The organism is Novosphingobium sp. PhB55, from assembly GCF_004368805.1.
Lineage (GTDB): Bacteria > Pseudomonadota > Alphaproteobacteria > Sphingomonadales > Sphingomonadaceae > Novosphingobium.
Genome location: NZ_SODQ01000003.1, coordinates 353,976 through 368,483, shown reverse-complemented (window position 1 = coordinate 368,483; position 14,508 = coordinate 353,976). Strand labels below are relative to the sequence as shown.

The 14,508-nt window shown below is 66.8% G+C and carries 13 protein-coding genes; 9 read left to right on the top strand and 4 right to left on the bottom strand.

Annotation, left to right across the window (positions count from 1 at the left end; genetic code table 11):
* Positions 1 to 138 precede the first annotated feature (138 nt).
* A complete protein-coding gene (locus tag EDF57_RS09170) occupies positions 139 to 1,374 on the top strand; it encodes an MFS transporter (RefSeq protein ID WP_208324826.1) in 1,236 nt (411 codons plus the stop codon).
* 73 nt (positions 1,375 to 1,447) lie between these two features.
* A complete protein-coding gene (locus tag EDF57_RS09165) occupies positions 1,448 to 3,733 on the top strand; it encodes a TonB-dependent receptor (RefSeq protein ID WP_134093974.1) in 2,286 nt (761 codons plus the stop codon).
* A 198-nt stretch (positions 3,734 to 3,931) separates the two neighbouring features.
* Here EDF57_RS09165 and EDF57_RS09160 read toward each other — a convergent pair whose 3' ends face one another.
* Positions 3,932 to 5,296: an FAD/NAD(P)-binding protein gene (locus EDF57_RS09160; protein ID WP_134093973.1), complete on the bottom strand. Its 1,365-nt coding sequence runs from the start codon at positions 5,294 to 5,296 to the stop codon at positions 3,932 to 3,934.
* A 186-nt stretch (positions 5,297 to 5,482) separates the two neighbouring features.
* Here EDF57_RS09160 and EDF57_RS09155 point away from each other — a divergent pair, with 186 nt between their 5' ends.
* Positions 5,483 to 6,076 (top strand): uracil-DNA glycosylase family protein, encoded by a 594-nt coding sequence (locus tag EDF57_RS09155; protein WP_134093972.1) that lies wholly within the window; start codon positions 5,483 to 5,485, stop codon positions 6,074 to 6,076.
* Positions 6,077 to 6,093: 17 nt separating this feature from the next.
* Here the strand turns inward: EDF57_RS09155 and EDF57_RS09150 are convergent, their stop codons facing one another.
* Together EDF57_RS09150 and EDF57_RS09145 are read right to left on the bottom strand one after the other, a co-directional pair.
* A complete protein-coding gene (locus EDF57_RS09150; RefSeq protein ID WP_134093971.1) occupies positions 6,094 to 6,948 on the bottom strand; it encodes a MipA/OmpV family protein in 855 nt (284 codons plus the stop codon).
* A gap of 118 nt (positions 6,949 to 7,066) precedes the next feature.
* Positions 7,067 to 7,621: a GNAT family N-acetyltransferase gene (locus tag EDF57_RS09145; RefSeq protein ID WP_132268427.1), complete on the bottom strand. Its 555-nt coding sequence runs from the start codon at positions 7,619 to 7,621 to the stop codon at positions 7,067 to 7,069.
* 74 nt (positions 7,622 to 7,695) lie between these two features.
* Here EDF57_RS09145 and crtY point away from each other — a divergent pair, with 74 nt between their 5' ends.
* The 6 genes from crtY (at position 7,696) to EDF57_RS09115 (ending at position 13,030) form a co-directional block, all read left to right on the top strand.
* Positions 7,696 to 8,901 (top strand): lycopene beta-cyclase CrtY, encoded by a 1,206-nt coding sequence (crtY, locus tag EDF57_RS09140; protein WP_134093970.1) that lies wholly within the window; start codon positions 7,696 to 7,698, stop codon positions 8,899 to 8,901.
* Positions 8,898 to 10,376: a phytoene desaturase gene (locus EDF57_RS09135; protein ID WP_134093969.1), complete on the top strand. Its 1,479-nt coding sequence runs from the start codon at positions 8,898 to 8,900 to the stop codon at positions 10,374 to 10,376. Before crtY ends, EDF57_RS09135 begins: the two co-directional genes overlap by 4 nt.
* Positions 10,373 to 10,822, top strand: coding sequence for a hypothetical protein (locus tag EDF57_RS09130; RefSeq protein WP_132268421.1), 450 nt, complete (start codon positions 10,373 to 10,375; stop codon positions 10,820 to 10,822). The genes EDF57_RS09135 and EDF57_RS09130 overlap by 4 nt, the downstream gene beginning before the upstream one ends.
* Before the next feature lie 3 nt (positions 10,823 to 10,825).
* Entirely contained in the window at positions 10,826 to 11,422 is a 597-nt protein-coding gene (locus EDF57_RS09125) for a TIGR00730 family Rossman fold protein (RefSeq protein ID WP_132268419.1), read from the top strand.
* A 51-nt stretch (positions 11,423 to 11,473) separates the two neighbouring features.
* Positions 11,474 to 12,457 (top strand): phytoene/squalene synthase family protein, encoded by a 984-nt coding sequence (locus EDF57_RS09120; RefSeq protein ID WP_134094168.1) that lies wholly within the window; start codon positions 11,474 to 11,476, stop codon positions 12,455 to 12,457.
* A 423-nt stretch (positions 12,458 to 12,880) separates the two neighbouring features.
* Positions 12,881 to 13,030, top strand: a complete 150-nt coding sequence (locus tag EDF57_RS09115) for a lmo0937 family membrane protein (protein ID WP_132268417.1) — start codon at positions 12,881 to 12,883, stop codon at positions 13,028 to 13,030.
* A 127-nt stretch (positions 13,031 to 13,157) separates the two neighbouring features.
* On the opposite strand, the gene EDF57_RS09110 is transcribed toward EDF57_RS09115, so the two are convergent.
* Positions 13,158 to 14,381 (bottom strand): multidrug effflux MFS transporter, encoded by a 1,224-nt coding sequence (locus EDF57_RS09110; protein WP_243840970.1) that lies wholly within the window; start codon positions 14,379 to 14,381, stop codon positions 13,158 to 13,160.
* Positions 14,382 to 14,508: the final 127 nt, after the last annotated feature.

The following is a 14,508-nucleotide window of genomic DNA, read 5'->3' as shown; positions in this document are numbered from 1 at the left end:
ACATTCCGAGGGACTGGGGGATCATCCCCCAGGATTTCTCTTCCCTCTCCGCCCTAGAATTTCTTGTTCGCCCCTGCTCTCCCCCATCGCTAGACGATCCGGGATGCAGATTTTCCCCAAAGCCCGGACGTGCCGCGCATGACCCTGTCCCCGCGCCGCCGCTGGCTGCTGTTCGCTCTCGCGCTGACGGCGGGCGTGCTCAATCTCGTGGATCGCCAGATCATCTCGGTACTGAAGCCGACGATCGCCGCCGATCTCGGCTGGAGCGACGACGACTACGGCACCCTGGCCGCCTGGTTCCAGGCCGGCGCGGCGTTCGGCTTCCTCGCGGCGGGGTGGCTGGTGGACCGGCTGGGTGCGAAATGGGCCAATGCGGCGGGCGTGGCGGCGTGGTCGCTGGCGGCGATGACTCATGGCTGGGCGCACAGTTTCAGCCAGTTCGTGCTCTGCCGCGTCGGGCTGGGCGCCACGGAGTCGATGGGCACACCCGCCGGTGTGAAGACCATCGCCACGATCTTCCCGCCGAACTTGCGCTCTCTTGGCTTCGGGCTTTCGAATGCGATGAACAGCCTTGGCGCGATCCTGGCGCCGCTGGCGATCCCGGTTGTCGCGGCGGTCTGGGGCTGGCGCGCCGCCTTCGTGCTGGCGGGCGTGGTCGGCCTGTTCTGGGTCGCGGCCTGGCTCCTGGCGTCGCGCGGGGTGGACTTCGGCGACCGCCAGCCGACGGTGGAAGGCAACCTTGTTTCGGGCGACAAGCTGTTCCTGAAGGAAGGGCGTACCTGGACCATCGCGCTGGCCAAAGTGCTGTCGGACGCAACCTGGTGGCTGATGCTGTTCTGGATGCCGGACTACTTCAACCGGCAGTTCGGCCTCTCCGGCACCGAGCTGGGGCCGCCGCTGGCCCTGGCCTATTGCGGCTCGGCAGCGGGCTCGCTGATCTCGGGCTTCGCGGCCAACCGCCTGCTTTCCAGCGGCTGGAGCGCCAACCGCACGCGCAAGACGCTGATGCTGATTTCCGCGCTCTGCGTGGTGCCGGTGCCGCTGGCGCTCCATGTCGAGGGCTATTGGCCCGCCGTCGGCCTGATGGCGCTGACCCTGGCCGGGCACCAGGGCTTCTCGACCAACCTGTTCGGCCTGATCGCCGACGTGACCCCGCGCCACAAAGTCGGCCGCGTGACCGGCTTCGGCGCGTTCTGCGGCAACCTCGGCGGCACGGCGATCAGCAAGATCGCCGGTCTCGTGCTGGCGGCGGGGCTGGGCTACGGTCCGCTCTTCGGTTTTGCTGCGGTTTCCTACCTGCTTGCACTCGGCTGGATTCAGCTCACCATGCCCCGGATTGTCCCGGCAGAGGACACCACCTCGTCCCACGCATAGGGCGACTAAAGGAAAACTATCTTTCTCAACCAAAACGGTTGACTATAGATCCGCGCGACCAAGGGAGATCCGAATGACCATGACCTCGCTCCGCGCCGCCCGCACCCTGCTGCTGGCCTCCGCGGTACTGTTCCCGGCCGCCGCTTATGCCGACGAGGCACCGGACACCGCGTCCGGCGAGATCGTCGTGACCGCGCGCTACCGCGACGAATCGCTGCAGCAGGTGCCGATCGCCATTACCGCCGTCAGCGGCGCATCGCTGAACGACCGCGCGATCCACAACCTCCAGGACCTGAGCGCCACGGTGCCTTCGGTCGACTTCCGCAACGGCGCCTCCAACAAGGACCGCACGGTCTTCATCCGCGGCGTCGGCACCATCAGCACCTCGCCGGGTGTGGAATCCTCGGTCTCCACCGTGCTCGACGGCGTCGTGCTGACCCGCCCGGGCCAGGCCACGCTGGACGTTGGCGAAGTCTCGCGCATCGAAGTGCTGCGCGGCCCCCAGGGCACACTGTTCGGCAAGAACGCCTCAGCCGGCGTCATCAGCGTCGTCACCGCGGCCCCGTCGCAGGAATTCCACGCCTACGCCGAAGGTTCGGCCACGACCGATGAGGAATACCGCATCAAGGCGGGCGTCACCGGCGGCCTTGCCCCGAACGTCTCCGCGCGGATCGACGGCCTATACGCCAATTACGACGGCAACGTTCGCAACGTCACCACCGGCAACGAGGTCAACGGCTACGAGCGTTACGGCGCCCGCGCCAAGATCGAAGCCACGCCCACCGACACCCTGAAGCTCACCCTTTCGGGCGACTACCTCTACTCGCACGACACCACCCCGAGCGGCGTCTACCTGCGCACCAGCCAGATCGCCTATCCCACCGGCGCGGTGACCAATTCCCCGGCGCTCGCCTCGTTCCTCGCCGGCCAGGGCATCACCCCCGGCGCCGAGAACCGCGAAGTCAGCACCAACTTCGACACCGACGTGCGCGACAAGAACTACGGCGGCTCGCTGACCGCGGAGTGGGGTCTGGGCGACTACACCGTCACCTCGATCACGGCCTACCGCGAATGGAAGAACCGCCAGCACCAGGACTACGACGCCCTTTCGGAGCTTTCGGCCACTTTTCCCGAAGGCGACGACCGCGGCATCGTGGACAACAAGCAGTTCTCGCAGGAACTGCGGCTGACCTCGCCCAAGGGCAAGTTCATCGACTACGTCGTGGGCGCCTACTACCTCCACGCCAAGACCGACGAAGTCTATTCACGCACGCTCACCCGCCTGATTTCCGGTGCCGAGAACGTGGTGTCGGGCGTGGCGAACTATGGAGTGACCAGCGACAACTACGCCCTGTTCGGTGAGGCCAATTTCAACTTCACCCCCTGGCTGCGTGCCATCGCCGGCTATCGTTCGACCTGGGACGACCTCAGCTACTACCACGTCCGCACGTCGAGCAACGACCCGACCAATTCGGGATCGACCGCGCTCGACGTGGCGGGCATCCGTGCCTATCACAATTCGGCCGGCTCCACCTCGACCCGCGGCGATTCCTATCGCGGCGGCCTCCAGGCGGACTTCCTGCCGAACAACCAGGCCTATTTCACTTATTCGCGCGGCTACAAGGGCCCGGCCTACAACGCCTATTTCAACATGCGCTCGCTCAACGCGACCACGCCGCTGGACGAGATCGCGCTGAAGCCGGAAACCTCGGACTCGTTCGAGGGCGGCATCAAGGGCTCGGCGCTGGGTCACCAGATCACGTATGCGCTGGCGGTCTACTCGACCAAGTTCCACAACTACCAGGCCAACTACAACGACGTGGTCGGCGGCGCGCAAGTCACCCGCCTGATCAACGCCGGGACCGTGCAGACCAAGGGCGTGGAACTCGACTTCGGCCTGCGCCCGATCCCGGGTCTCTCGCTGGACACCTCGGTGGCCTATACCGACGCCAAGGTGCTGAACTTCATCTGCCCCGAAGGCGCGCCGTCCAGCTGCAACATCAACGGCGAAGTCCTGCCGTTCGCGCCGAAGTGGAAGCTCTACAGCAATGCCGCCTACCGCTTCGCCCTGTCGGACGCGATCGACCTCGAAGTGCAGACCGACATCACGCTCAAGAGCCGCACCCAGTACCAGTTGACCGAGACGCCGGGCACGATCCAGCCGGGCTATTACATCTGGAACGGCAGCGTGGCGCTGATCGGCGCGAACGACGGCTGGCAGCTGCGCGGCTTCGTGAAGAACATCACCAACCAGAGCTACTCGAACTTCCTTGCCAACGGCACGCTGGCCGGGATCGTCCGCTACGTCCCGCGTGACGACAAGCGCTACGGCGGGATCATGCTGCGCAAGGAGTTCTGAGGAAAAGGGAGAAGCAGGGGGTCAACACCCCCTGCACCCCCAACACTGTCCAGGTCACGCGGGCCAATAGCGTAGTGCGCCCATGGCTGCGTCGGGAGACATAATGGCTGCGCCGCAGGGAGCGCACGACGGACAGGGTGCGCGCAACGGTGACATTCCGTGGGTCCGGGGGATCATCCCCCGGGTCTTCTCCTTGCCTTAAAGCCCCTCACCCCCAACCCAGTGCGCATCCGCCAGATAGCGCGCAAGGTTCCACACCTGCCGCCGGATATCGGGCACCGCAACGATCTCCCAGGCCTCTCCCTTGGTCACCGGGCCGACCGCGAAGAGCGTGTCCTGCGGCTCGCCGCCGCCATCTCGAACCCGGCCGAGATGATCGACGTCCAGCCCCAGCCGGTGCGCGTCCGAGCGCACCCTGCCCTGGGTCAGCAGGTCCTTCACCAGCGGCGCGCCGCTGCGCAGGAGGTCGCCCTCGGGCCCGGTGCAGTTGATGGTGCGCGAGACGTCCAGCCGCACCAGCCGGTCCTCCCCGCGCGGGCGGTACGTCACGGCGACTCCCCCGTCCGTCGCCTCGGCGCCGACCAGCTTGCCGGCGACGAATTCCAGCCGCCCTTCGGCTTCGATCTCGGCAATGCGGCGCGCAACGTCGGGGGCAAGGCGGTGGCGGTGGACATCCCAGTAAGGGCGCAAGTGGCGCAGGAAACGGCGCTGCCCGGCCTCATCGTGGCGGCGCCAGAGATTCTGGGTATGCGGACGCAGCTCGTCCACGGCGGCGCGCCAGCCGATGTCCGCTGCGCGCCTGCGAACGCGGGCGATCAGGTGCGATCCGCGCTCTTCGGGCGCTGGCACGTAATCGACCGAGGGCCCCCTTTCCGAATGGGCCTGCGGCTTGAGCCCGCGGCGCGAAAGGGCGGTGATCCGGCCCTTGAAGCCCGCCTTGTCGAGCGAGAGCACCATGTCCGCCGCGGTCAGCCCGGTGCCGATCAGCAGGACGTGGTCGATCTCGTCGATCTTCTCCAGCGTGCCGGACTGCCAGGGGTCGGTGAAGCGGCGATCCTCGGGGATGGGGGAGAGGACGGGGTGCGGGGAAGGCGGGAAATTTCCCAGCGCCAGCACGAGCGCCCGGGCCTCGATGGAATCCCCATCCGCCATCTCGACGACGACGCGGCCGTCCTCGAAGCGGGTCGAACAGGCTTCCCCGTTGACGATCAGGGCGTCCTGCCCGGCATCGGCCAGCGCCCGGATCAGCAATTCGCGCAAGTAGAGCCCGTAGGAGAGGCGCGGCACGAAGCGGTTGGCCTGCTCGTCTCCGGCATGGCCGATCCAGCGCAGGAAATTGGCCTGGTCGTCAGGGAAGGCGCTCATGTTGGCGGCGCGGACATTGAGCAGATGCTCGGGCCAGCGGGTGCCGAAGGCCAGGCCCTTGGCGAGCTGGGCGTCCTTGCGCTCGATCAGGACGACGCGGACGCCGTTGCGCAGGAGATTGATCGCCAGCAGGGTTCCACTGAACCCCGCACCCACGATCGCGACAGGAAGCGCGCCGGTTCCGTTCTGAGTATTCAAGGGCAAGCTCCGTTGGGTATGCAATGTGCCTGTCTAGCGACAGCTGGCGGGTATTATCAACTTAATTGGTTGAGAATGTGACATCCCGGCCCTGAGGATCGACGAGCCGTCCGGTCTCCGCATTTCGCCCTTTCATTCCGGTCCAGCTTGCGGAGAGGCCAGGGGCGCGCCATCTGAACGAGGACAATGTCGCTTGCCACCGATCTTCCCGACCTGCTGACGGCCATTCGTGCCTGCCGCCTCTGCGGGGACCGTCTTCCCCACGCTCCGCGGCCGGTGGTGCAGGCCGCGCCCGGGGCGCGGCTGCTCATCATCGGGCAGGCGCCGGGCAGCAAGGTCCACGCCAGCGGTCACGCCTTCGATGACGACAGCGGCGACCGTCTGCGCGACTGGACCGGGATCGACAGCGCGACGTTCTACGATCCCGCGCTCGTCGCCCATATGCCGACGGGATTCTGCTATCCGGGCAAGGGTAAAGGCGGCGACCTGCCGCCGCAGCCGGCCTGCGCGCCGCTCTGGCACGGCCGCCTGCTCGCGGCGTTGCCGGGACTTCGGCTCACGCTGCTGGTGGGGCAATACGCGCAGAAGCGCTACCTGCCGCGTGGTTTCGCGCCGAACCTGACAGAGGCCGTGCACCGATGGCGGGATGCGCCGGAGGGACTGTTCCCCCTGCCGCATCCTGCCTGGCGCAGCCGCATGTGGATGGCGCGCAACCCCTGGTTCGAGGCCGAAGTGCTGCCGGACTTGCGCGAACGCGTCCGGCACGCGCTGCGCGGCTGAAGGGCGGTCGGACCGCCTCAGAAGGTGTAGGCGATGCCCGCGCCGACGGTCCACTGGTCGGAACTGCCGCGAAGCGACGTATAGGGCGTGTTCTTGCCGTCCTTCAGCATGGCCGAGTAATTGAGCGCCCCGAACAGTGCGAAGCCGCCATCGCGCAAGTCGCCCGAGAGGTCGTAGCCGACCAGGGCGCCCAGACCCACCGTGTCCCAGCCGCTTTTCGCTTCGTAGACCGGCAGCCCGGACGCGGCGGACTGCTCGGGCGTCACCGAGTAGTAATAGCGGGCGTAGTCGCCGTCGGCATGGTGAGCGCGGGCGTTCACCGCCACGACCATCGCCTTGCTGACCGGGGTCATGTAGGTCACCTGCGGCTGCCAGACCATGCCGCCGTAAGCGCCGTTGACGTCCCACTTCACATCCGCGGAAACGGTGAGGGAGTCGTAGGGATTGAGCAGGCGATTGACCGTCACGCCCGCCGTTCCGCCCACCTCGATGGCGGCGTCGAGCTTGCCGGCGGCGCGCACGACATCGTCCTTGATGCGGCGGTTGCGGTTGAACGACACGCCGAACACCGGACCGGCCGAGAAGTCGATCTTGGAGCCGCGGGTCGAGGGGATGAGATTGAAGGCAAGGCCGCGGGTACGGGGATTCACCTCAATGCCCTTGTACCGCCCCTGCACCACCGGGATGGGCGAGAAGGTCTCATCGTCCGAACCTTCGTAGCTCGGGCCGTAGAGGGCACCGACGCCGATCGTCAGGTGATCGCGCTCATAGACATTGTCGGAAGCGTCGGCCTCCTGCGCCAAGGCAGCCGTTGCCGAAAAAGCGGAGATGCAGGCGCCGGAAACGAGAGCGGCGATCAGGGGTATGCGCATGGGAATCCTTGTCAGGTTTCCCCGCGCAACGCCTGCACACCCCTAAGGGTTGCCCCGGAGTACCTCCGGAATGGATTGAAAAAATGGCAAAATATTCGGGAACTTTATCCGACCCGGATCATGCGGCCTGTTGCGGAAGGCTCTGGTCGCCCTCGCCGAGCTGGCGCTGCATGAGGAAGACGTCGAGCCACTTGCCGTGCTTCCACCCCGCCCCGTCCAGCGTCGCAACCGGGCGGAAACCCGCGCGGGCATGAAGCACGACAGAGGCCGGTTCGCTCTCGGCAATAACCGCGAAAGCTTGCCGGAAACCGCGCGTTTCGCACTCTTCGAGCAAGGTGGCGAGCAGGCGTCCGCCGATGCCCCGCCCGATGCAGGCCGGCGCGACGTAGATCGTCGTCTCCACACTGTAGCGATAACCGGCACGCGGGCCGTAGCGATGGGCGAAGCCGAAGCCGATCACACGGCCCTGCTCGCCTGCCGCGCCGCCTTCGCGCACGACGAGGAATGGATAGCCGGCATCGACGATATCGCGGATCCGGCGCTCGCTTTCCGCAAGGTCAGGCGGCTCCGTCTCGAAAGTTGCGGTACTTTCGAGCACATAGTGTGCATAGATCTCGGTAATGGCTGCGGCATCCTCGATAGAAGCGCTGCAGACGGTCAATTCCTCGGTCATTGTCATCACAATGCCGCAAAGCCCGTGCCCTGCCAAGTTGCGGCAGGCATAACCTGTCCTTAAACGGTACTCCGATGGCCACTTTTTCCTCCGATCTGGCAATTTTGGGCGGCGGCCTCGCCGGATCGCTGATCGCGCTCGCCATGGCGCGGCACAGGCCGGACTTGCGCGTCCTCCTCGTGGAGCGGGAAGACCGGCTGGGCGGGGATCATGTCTGGTCCTTCTTCGAGACCGACGTGGCGCCCGCGCACCGCAACCTGGTGGAGCCGCTGATCGCCCGGCGCTGGAGCGGCTACGACGTTCACTTTCCCGGCTACTCGCGGATGCTGGCCACGCCTTATGCCAGCGTGACCAGCCAGCGGCTGGACATGATGGTCCGCGCCGCCCTGCCCGCCGAGGCCCTGCTCACCGGCGTGGCCGTGGCCGAAGCCGGCCCGCAGCACGTCGTGCTGGGCGATGGCCGGCGCCTGAATGCCCGGGCAGTGATCGACGCGCGCGGTACTCACGGCCTGCCCCATATGGCGGGGGGCTGGCAGAAGTTCCTCGGCCAGATGCTGCATCTTTCGGTGCCGCACGGCCTGGAACGGCCGGTGGTGATGGATGCCCGCGTCGACCAGCTCGACGGCTACCGTTTCGTCTATTGCCTGCCTTTCGGCGCGCGCGAGGTCTTCGTCGAGGACACCTATTATTCCAGCGACCACCGGCTCGATGCCGCCGCCTTGCGCCAGCGCGTGGGGGATTACGCCCAGGGCATGGGTTGGCATGTCGATTCCGTCACCTATGAGGAGACGGGCGTGCTGCCGGTCATCGCGGGCGGCGATTTCGAGAAGTTCTGGAACTGCGCGCCGGATCCGTCCGTTGCCCGGGCCGGAACGCGCGCCGCACTGCTTAACCCGATGACATCCTATTCCTTTCCCGATGCTGTAAGATTTGCCATGCACCTGACCACTCTCGACAACCTCTCCGGCGACAGCCTAGGAAGGACGAGTCATGCATGGGCCGCAAATCACTGGCGCGGGGGGCGCTTTTACCGGATGTTGACGCGCATGCTTTTCGGGGCCGCGCGCCCGGAGGAACGCCGGGCCGTGCTCGCGCGGTTCTACACCCTTCCCGAAACGCTGATCGAGCGCTTCTACGCGGGCCGTCCCGCCCTGGCCGACATGGCGCGCGTGCTGGCGGGCAAGCCGCCGGTGCCGCTGGGCGCGGCGATGGCCAGCCTTGCAGGACACGGCTATCCGCTGGCGGACCTTGCGCCCGCAACCGAAAGCCGTAACCGATGAAGAAGGCCTGTGTCATCGGCGCCGGCTTCGGCGGTCTCTCCCTTGCCATCCGGCTGCAGACCTCCGGCATCGAGACCACGCTGGTGGAAGCGCGCGACAAAGTGGGCGGCCGCGCCTACGTCTGGGAGCGCGAGGGCTTCACCTTCGACGCCGGCCCCACCGTCATCACCGATCCCGATGCCCTGCGCGAACTGTGGACGCTCTCCTCGCAGGACATGGCGGACGACGTCGACCTGATGCCGGTCATGCCGTTCTACCGGCTCAACTGGACCGACGGCGTCACCTTCGACTATTCGAACGACGAAGTGGCCCTGCGCCGCGAGATCGCCCGCGTCGCCCCGCGGGATGCGGCAGGCTACGACGAATTCGTGCGCTACGCCGCCGGGGTCTACCAGGAAGGCTACGTCAAGCTGGGGCACGAGGCCTTCCTCGATTTCTCCAGCATGGTGAAAGCCGCCCCGGCGCTGGCCCGCTACCAGGCGTGGCGCTCGGTCTATTCGATGGTCAGCCACTATGTGAAGGACGAGCACTTGCGCCAGGCGCTCTCGTTCCACACCCTGCTGGTGGGCGGCAACCCGATGACCACCAGCGCGATCTACGCCCTGATCCACAAGCTGGAAAAGGACGGCGGGGTCTGGTGGGCGCGGGGCGGCACCAACAAGCTGGCGCAAGGCATGGCCCGCCTGTTCGAGCGGCTGGGCGGAACGCTGCGCCTCGGCGAAAAGGTCGTGCAGATCCACACGCTGGGCGATCAGGTCACCGAGGTCGAAACCGAAAGCGGCTGGAAGCAGCGCTTCGACGCGATCGCCAGCAATGGCGACATCATGCATACCTACCGCGAGCTGCTCTCGGGCAACCAGCGCGGGCAGGACATGGCGCACAAGCTGAAGAAGAAGCGCTTCTCCCCCAGCCTCTTCGTGGTCCATTTCGGCCTGGAAGGCACCTGGCCCGGCATCCCGCACCATACGATCCTGTTCGGCCCGCGCTACAAGGGCCTGCTCGACGACATCTTCGAACACGGCGTGCTGCCGCGCGACTTCTCGATCTACCTCCATCACCCGACCGTCACCGACCCATCGATGGCCCCGGCGGGCAAGAGCACGTTCTACGCGCTGGTCCCCGTGGCCAACATGGGCAAGCTGCCGATCGACTGGGCGGAAGTCGGCCCGATCCTGGAAAAGCGGATCCTGGCCGAAGTCGGCCGCAGGCTGATCCCGGACATCGACGACCGCATCGTCACCAGCTTCCACTACGCCCCGCCGGACTTCGAAAGCGACCTTGGCGCCTATAACGGCAACGGCTTCAGCCTCGAACCGCTGCTAACCCAGAGCGCCTATTTCCGCGGCCACAACCGCGACGACAAGCTGAAGAACTTCTACTTGGTGGGTGCCGGCTGCCATCCCGGCGCGGGCATTCCCGGCGTCGTCGGTTCGGCCAAGGCGACTGCGAAGCTGATGCTGGAAGGGTTGAAATGACGGTAGCCGAGCCGGCCAGGGCGCTCCACGCCCTGAACCTGGCCTGGGGCTGGACCGGCGTGGACTTCGCCGAGATCGCCGGCCAGAGCCTGATGGGGCACCTGCTGGCGATCGACCGCAAGGGAACGTTCCACTACGTCGATCCCGATATCCTGGCCGTGACTCCTCTGGGAGACGAATCCGCGGCGCGGCGCCACATGGCGCTACCCGAAACCAAGGCCATCTGGCGCGCCGATGCGCTGGTCGATGCGGCCACGCAGCGGCTTGGCCTGACGGTCCTGGGGGAAGTCTATAGCCGGACGCTTTCCGCGATCCTGTCCGGCGACTATGGGCATGAAAACCTGGTCCGGATCGACCTCGTCGACCTGATCTACCTGACCGGCGACCTCGCCCGGCAGACCCGCGATCTGCCGGACGGCGCGCGGGTACAACTGAAGGCTACCTGAGTCATGAAACGCATCGCCGTCTACTGCGGCTCCGCCACCCCCGCCGATCCCCGCTACGTCCAGCTTGCCCGCGACGTGGGCTCGGCCCTTGCCGCCCGCGGCATCGGCGTCGTCTACGGCGGCGGCCGCCTGGGCCTGATGGGCGCCGTGGCTGCCGGCGCTCTCGAACAGGGCGGCGAAGTGATCGGCGTGATCCCCGAGGCCCTCACCGGCGCCGGCGGCAAGGGCGGCGAAGTGGCCAACCACGACTGCACCGAGCTTCACGTCGTCAAGACCATGCACGAGCGCAAGGCCGAGTTCACGCGCCTGTCCGACGCGTTCCTGGTGCTGCCCGGCGGCGTGGGCACCATGGACGAGCTGTGGGAAGCGGTAAGCTGGGCCCAGCTCGGCTATCACGACAAGCCGGTGGGCGTGCTCAATTCCTTCGGCTTCTATGACGGGCTGCTGGCTTTCAACCGCCACATGGCCGAAGTCGGCTTCGTCCGCCCGGCCCACCAGGGCATCATCCTGGCCGAGACCGAACTCGACCTCCTGCTCGAACGCATGGAGGCCCACGAGCCGATCGTCCCGATCGTCAGGATGGACCCGGACACGCTGTGAGGCTTGCGGGTGGCGACTGACAACCTCCTCGAAACCGCGGCCCGGAACGGCATGCTCCAGGGCGGGGTGGCGCTCGATCGCGCCCGCCTCGTCAAGGAGGCCCACCGCTCCATCCGCAAGGGATCGAAGAGTTTCTCCGCCGCCAGCCGCCTGTTCGACCGCGAGACGCGTGAGCGCGTCTGGCTGCTCTACGCCTGGTGCCGCGCCTGCGACGACATTGCCGACGAGCAGGATCATGGCCGCGCCACCGGCCCGGTGCGGCTTGGCACCCGGCTCTCGCCCGAAGACCGGCTGGCGACGATCCGCACCCTCACCGAACTGGCGATGGCGGGCGAAACCACCGGAACGCCTGCCTTCGACGCACTCGGCCAACTGGCGCGCGAAGTGCCGCTGACGGACGCCATGGTCGAGGATGTCCTGGCCGGTTTCGCCCTCGACGCGGCCGACTGGCGCCCGCGGACACAGGCGGACATGCTGCGCTATTGCTATCACGTCGCCGGCGCGGTGGGCGTGATGATGGCCGCGGTCATGGGCGTCGCCCCCGATGACGACGATACACTGGACCGTGCCTGCGACCTCGGCATCGCCTTCCAGATCGCCAATATCGTCCGCGACCTCTGGGAAGACGACGCACAGGGGCGCTGCTACCTGCCGATCGAATGGCTGGTGGAGGCGGACATTCCGCCCGGCGAAGTGACCAAGCCGCACTACCGGGCGGTACTGGTGCCGATGGTGGCCCGCGCCTGCGCCCTCGCGCGGGACTACGAAAGCTCCGCCAGAGTGGGCGCGACGCGCCTGGCCTTCCGCCAGCGCTGGGCCGTGCTCTCGGCAGCCAATATCTACGGCGGCATCGCCCGCGAAGTCGAACGCCTCGGCGCCCATGCCTGGGATCACCGCGTCAGCACCTCGCGCGGCGAGAAGCTGTCTCATGTCTGGTCGGCGCTCGAAGAAGCGCGCAGGCTGTCCGACGCGGCAGGGGACGCGCCCCGCCCCGCTCTCTCGCGGCGGCAATTGAGAGCCCTGGCCAAGATTTGATGAACGGGGGATGCGCCGCACGGCCATCCACTGAGAAAGCCGGGGTCACGCCTGCCTTGCGCGTGACAGGACGACAGGGGATCCGGGAAAACGAAAGCCCGAAGGCTCCGGCTTGCTGGACGTCGCGGCCGACCTTGCGGCTCTGCGAAACGATATGCGGTGGACCCGAGGAACTCGCGGCGAGATGCGCCCAAGGGCGATTCGCGGTCGCAGGGAGACCATGCCGCGACTCGCCCCGGCGGACAACCGGAGCGCCCCTGCCAATCTGCCGCCCGCGCCGCGCCTGAGACGAACCGTTGCGCGGCCCGATCCTGCCCGGATTCGCCTCAAGCGCCATGAAACATATGAAAACTACGGCGAACCGGTGGGAGCCTCCCGCCCCCCGGTGCGTTTCACAATTTGTAACAATTAGGGAGAACCGCCATGCTCTTCACCATTGCCGCCATTCTGCTGGTCCTCTGGCTCCTCGGCTTCGTGGTATTCCACGTATCGAGCGCGCTGATCCACGTCCTGCTGGTCATCGCGATCGTCGTCGGCCTCGTCCAGCTCTTCCGCGGCGGCCGAGCGGTCTAGTACCGACACGGTGATCGCTCCGCCTTGCCACAAGTGAGGCGGATGGCACGAAAAAGCGATCCGGGGCCAAGCGCCCTGGATCGCTTTTTCATGTCCGGCGCCGCCGAAAGCGCGCAGCGGCCGCGTCTCAGGGACGCTTGCCGGGCGCGTAGTAGCCGGGAGGATAGTTGAGGCGGCGGAACAGCCTGCCGCGCTCGGAATAGAGCACGAAGATCAGCGCCGTCAGCCCTGCTGCCACCATCGATGCCAGGATCGGCCGGGGCGTGCCGTCATAGGCCTGCCCGATCAGCGCGCCCAGCACGGCGCCCATCACCATCCGCACGAACGACATGATCGAGGCCGCCGCCCCCGCCGTGCGCGCGAAAGGCTGGATCGCGATCGACTGGAAGTTCGAGCCGATGAAGCTCATCATGCACATCGAGAAGGTCATCAGCGGAATGAAGACCCACAGCGTCTCGCCCTCGAGAGCGAGGAAGAAGTGCAGCACGGAGCTGGCGATATAGCCGAACAGCGCCGTCTGCGAGACGCGCCGCGCGCCGTAGCGCTGCACGATCCGCGAATTGACGAAGTTGGTGGAGGCCATGACCAGCGCCATGCCGCCGAACACCGCGGGGAAGAAGAAGCCGGCGCCGAAGTGCTCGGCCACCAGCTGCTGCGCGCTGTTGATATAGCCGAACATCGCGCCCTGCACGAAGCCCACGCCGAAGAGATAGCCCACGGCCTCACGCGTGCGCAGGGTGAGCGCCATGTTGGTGGCGATAACCCTGGGCCGGATTTCCTGGCGGTAATCGGGGTGGAGCGTCTCGGGCAGGCGCAGCGCCGTCCAGATGCAGACGCACGTGCCCAGCACGCTGATCAGGCCGAATATCCAGCGCCATCCCGCCACCAGCATGACGCCCTGCCCCACCATCGGCGCGATCATCGGCACGACCATGAACGTCATCGACACCAGCGATTGCATGCTCGCCATCCGGTCGCCCTCGAAGCGATCGCGAATGACCGTCATCGGCATGACCATCAGCGCCGAAGTGCACAGACCCGCCACGGCGCGAGCGGCCAGCATCATCGGGAACGTGGTCACCACCGCGCAGGCCAGCGCGCTCAGGACATAGGCGGCAATTGCGAAGAGCAGCACCGGCCGGCGTCCGTAACGGTCGGCGATGGCGCCGGGAAACAGCGAGCCGAGGCCCGTGCAGATCAGGAACACCCCTACGATCAGCTGTCGCTGATTGGGATCGACGACCGAAAGGTCGCGGCTGATCTCGCCCAGAGCGGGCAACATGATATCGATCGAGAGCGCCTGGAGAGCCTGCAGCGCGGCCATGAGGACGACGAACTCGACCCCCCGCATCGGAAACGGCGCGGGATTCGCTGTGTCGGAGGTCATCCCCGGCGCATGCAGCACTTGGACCGGACTGGCCAGCTTTTTCGCGCCTTGGCTCATGCTTTTACCGGCCCGTGCTTTTGCCGGTCCCTGC

Excerpts from the sequence above, each read along its gene's own strand:
- EDF57_RS09165 (WP_134093974.1), top strand. The coding sequence starts at position 1,448 with ATGACCATGACCTCGCTCCGCGCCGCCCGCACCCTGCTGCTGGCCTCC.
- EDF57_RS09170 (WP_208324826.1), top strand. The coding sequence starts at position 139 with ATGACCCTGTCCCCGCGCCGCCGCTGGCTGCTGTTCGCTCTCGCGCTG.
- EDF57_RS09120 (WP_134094168.1), top strand. The coding sequence starts at position 11,474 with ATGCTCCAGGGCGGGGTGGCGCTCGATCGCGCCCGCCTCGTCAAGGAG.
- EDF57_RS09110 (WP_243840970.1), bottom strand. The coding sequence starts at position 14,381 with ATGCGGGGGGTCGAGTTCGTCGTCCTCATGGCCGCGCTGCAGGCTCTC.
- EDF57_RS09145 (WP_132268427.1), bottom strand. The coding sequence starts at position 7,621 with ATGACCGAGGAATTGACCGTCTGCAGCGCTTCTATCGAGGATGCCGCA.
- EDF57_RS09130 (WP_132268421.1), top strand. The coding sequence starts at position 10,373 with ATGACGGTAGCCGAGCCGGCCAGGGCGCTCCACGCCCTGAACCTGGCC.
- EDF57_RS09155 (WP_134093972.1), top strand. The coding sequence starts at position 5,483 with ATGTCGCTTGCCACCGATCTTCCCGACCTGCTGACGGCCATTCGTGCC.
- EDF57_RS09125 (WP_132268419.1), top strand. The coding sequence starts at position 10,826 with ATGAAACGCATCGCCGTCTACTGCGGCTCCGCCACCCCCGCCGATCCC.
- EDF57_RS09135 (WP_134093969.1), top strand. The coding sequence starts at position 8,898 with ATGAAGAAGGCCTGTGTCATCGGCGCCGGCTTCGGCGGTCTCTCCCTT.
- EDF57_RS09115 (WP_132268417.1), top strand. The coding sequence starts at position 12,881 with ATGCTCTTCACCATTGCCGCCATTCTGCTGGTCCTCTGGCTCCTCGGC.
- EDF57_RS09150 (WP_134093971.1), bottom strand. The coding sequence starts at position 6,948 with ATGCGCATACCCCTGATCGCCGCTCTCGTTTCCGGCGCCTGCATCTCC.
- crtY (WP_134093970.1), top strand. The coding sequence starts at position 7,696 with ATGGCCACTTTTTCCTCCGATCTGGCAATTTTGGGCGGCGGCCTCGCC.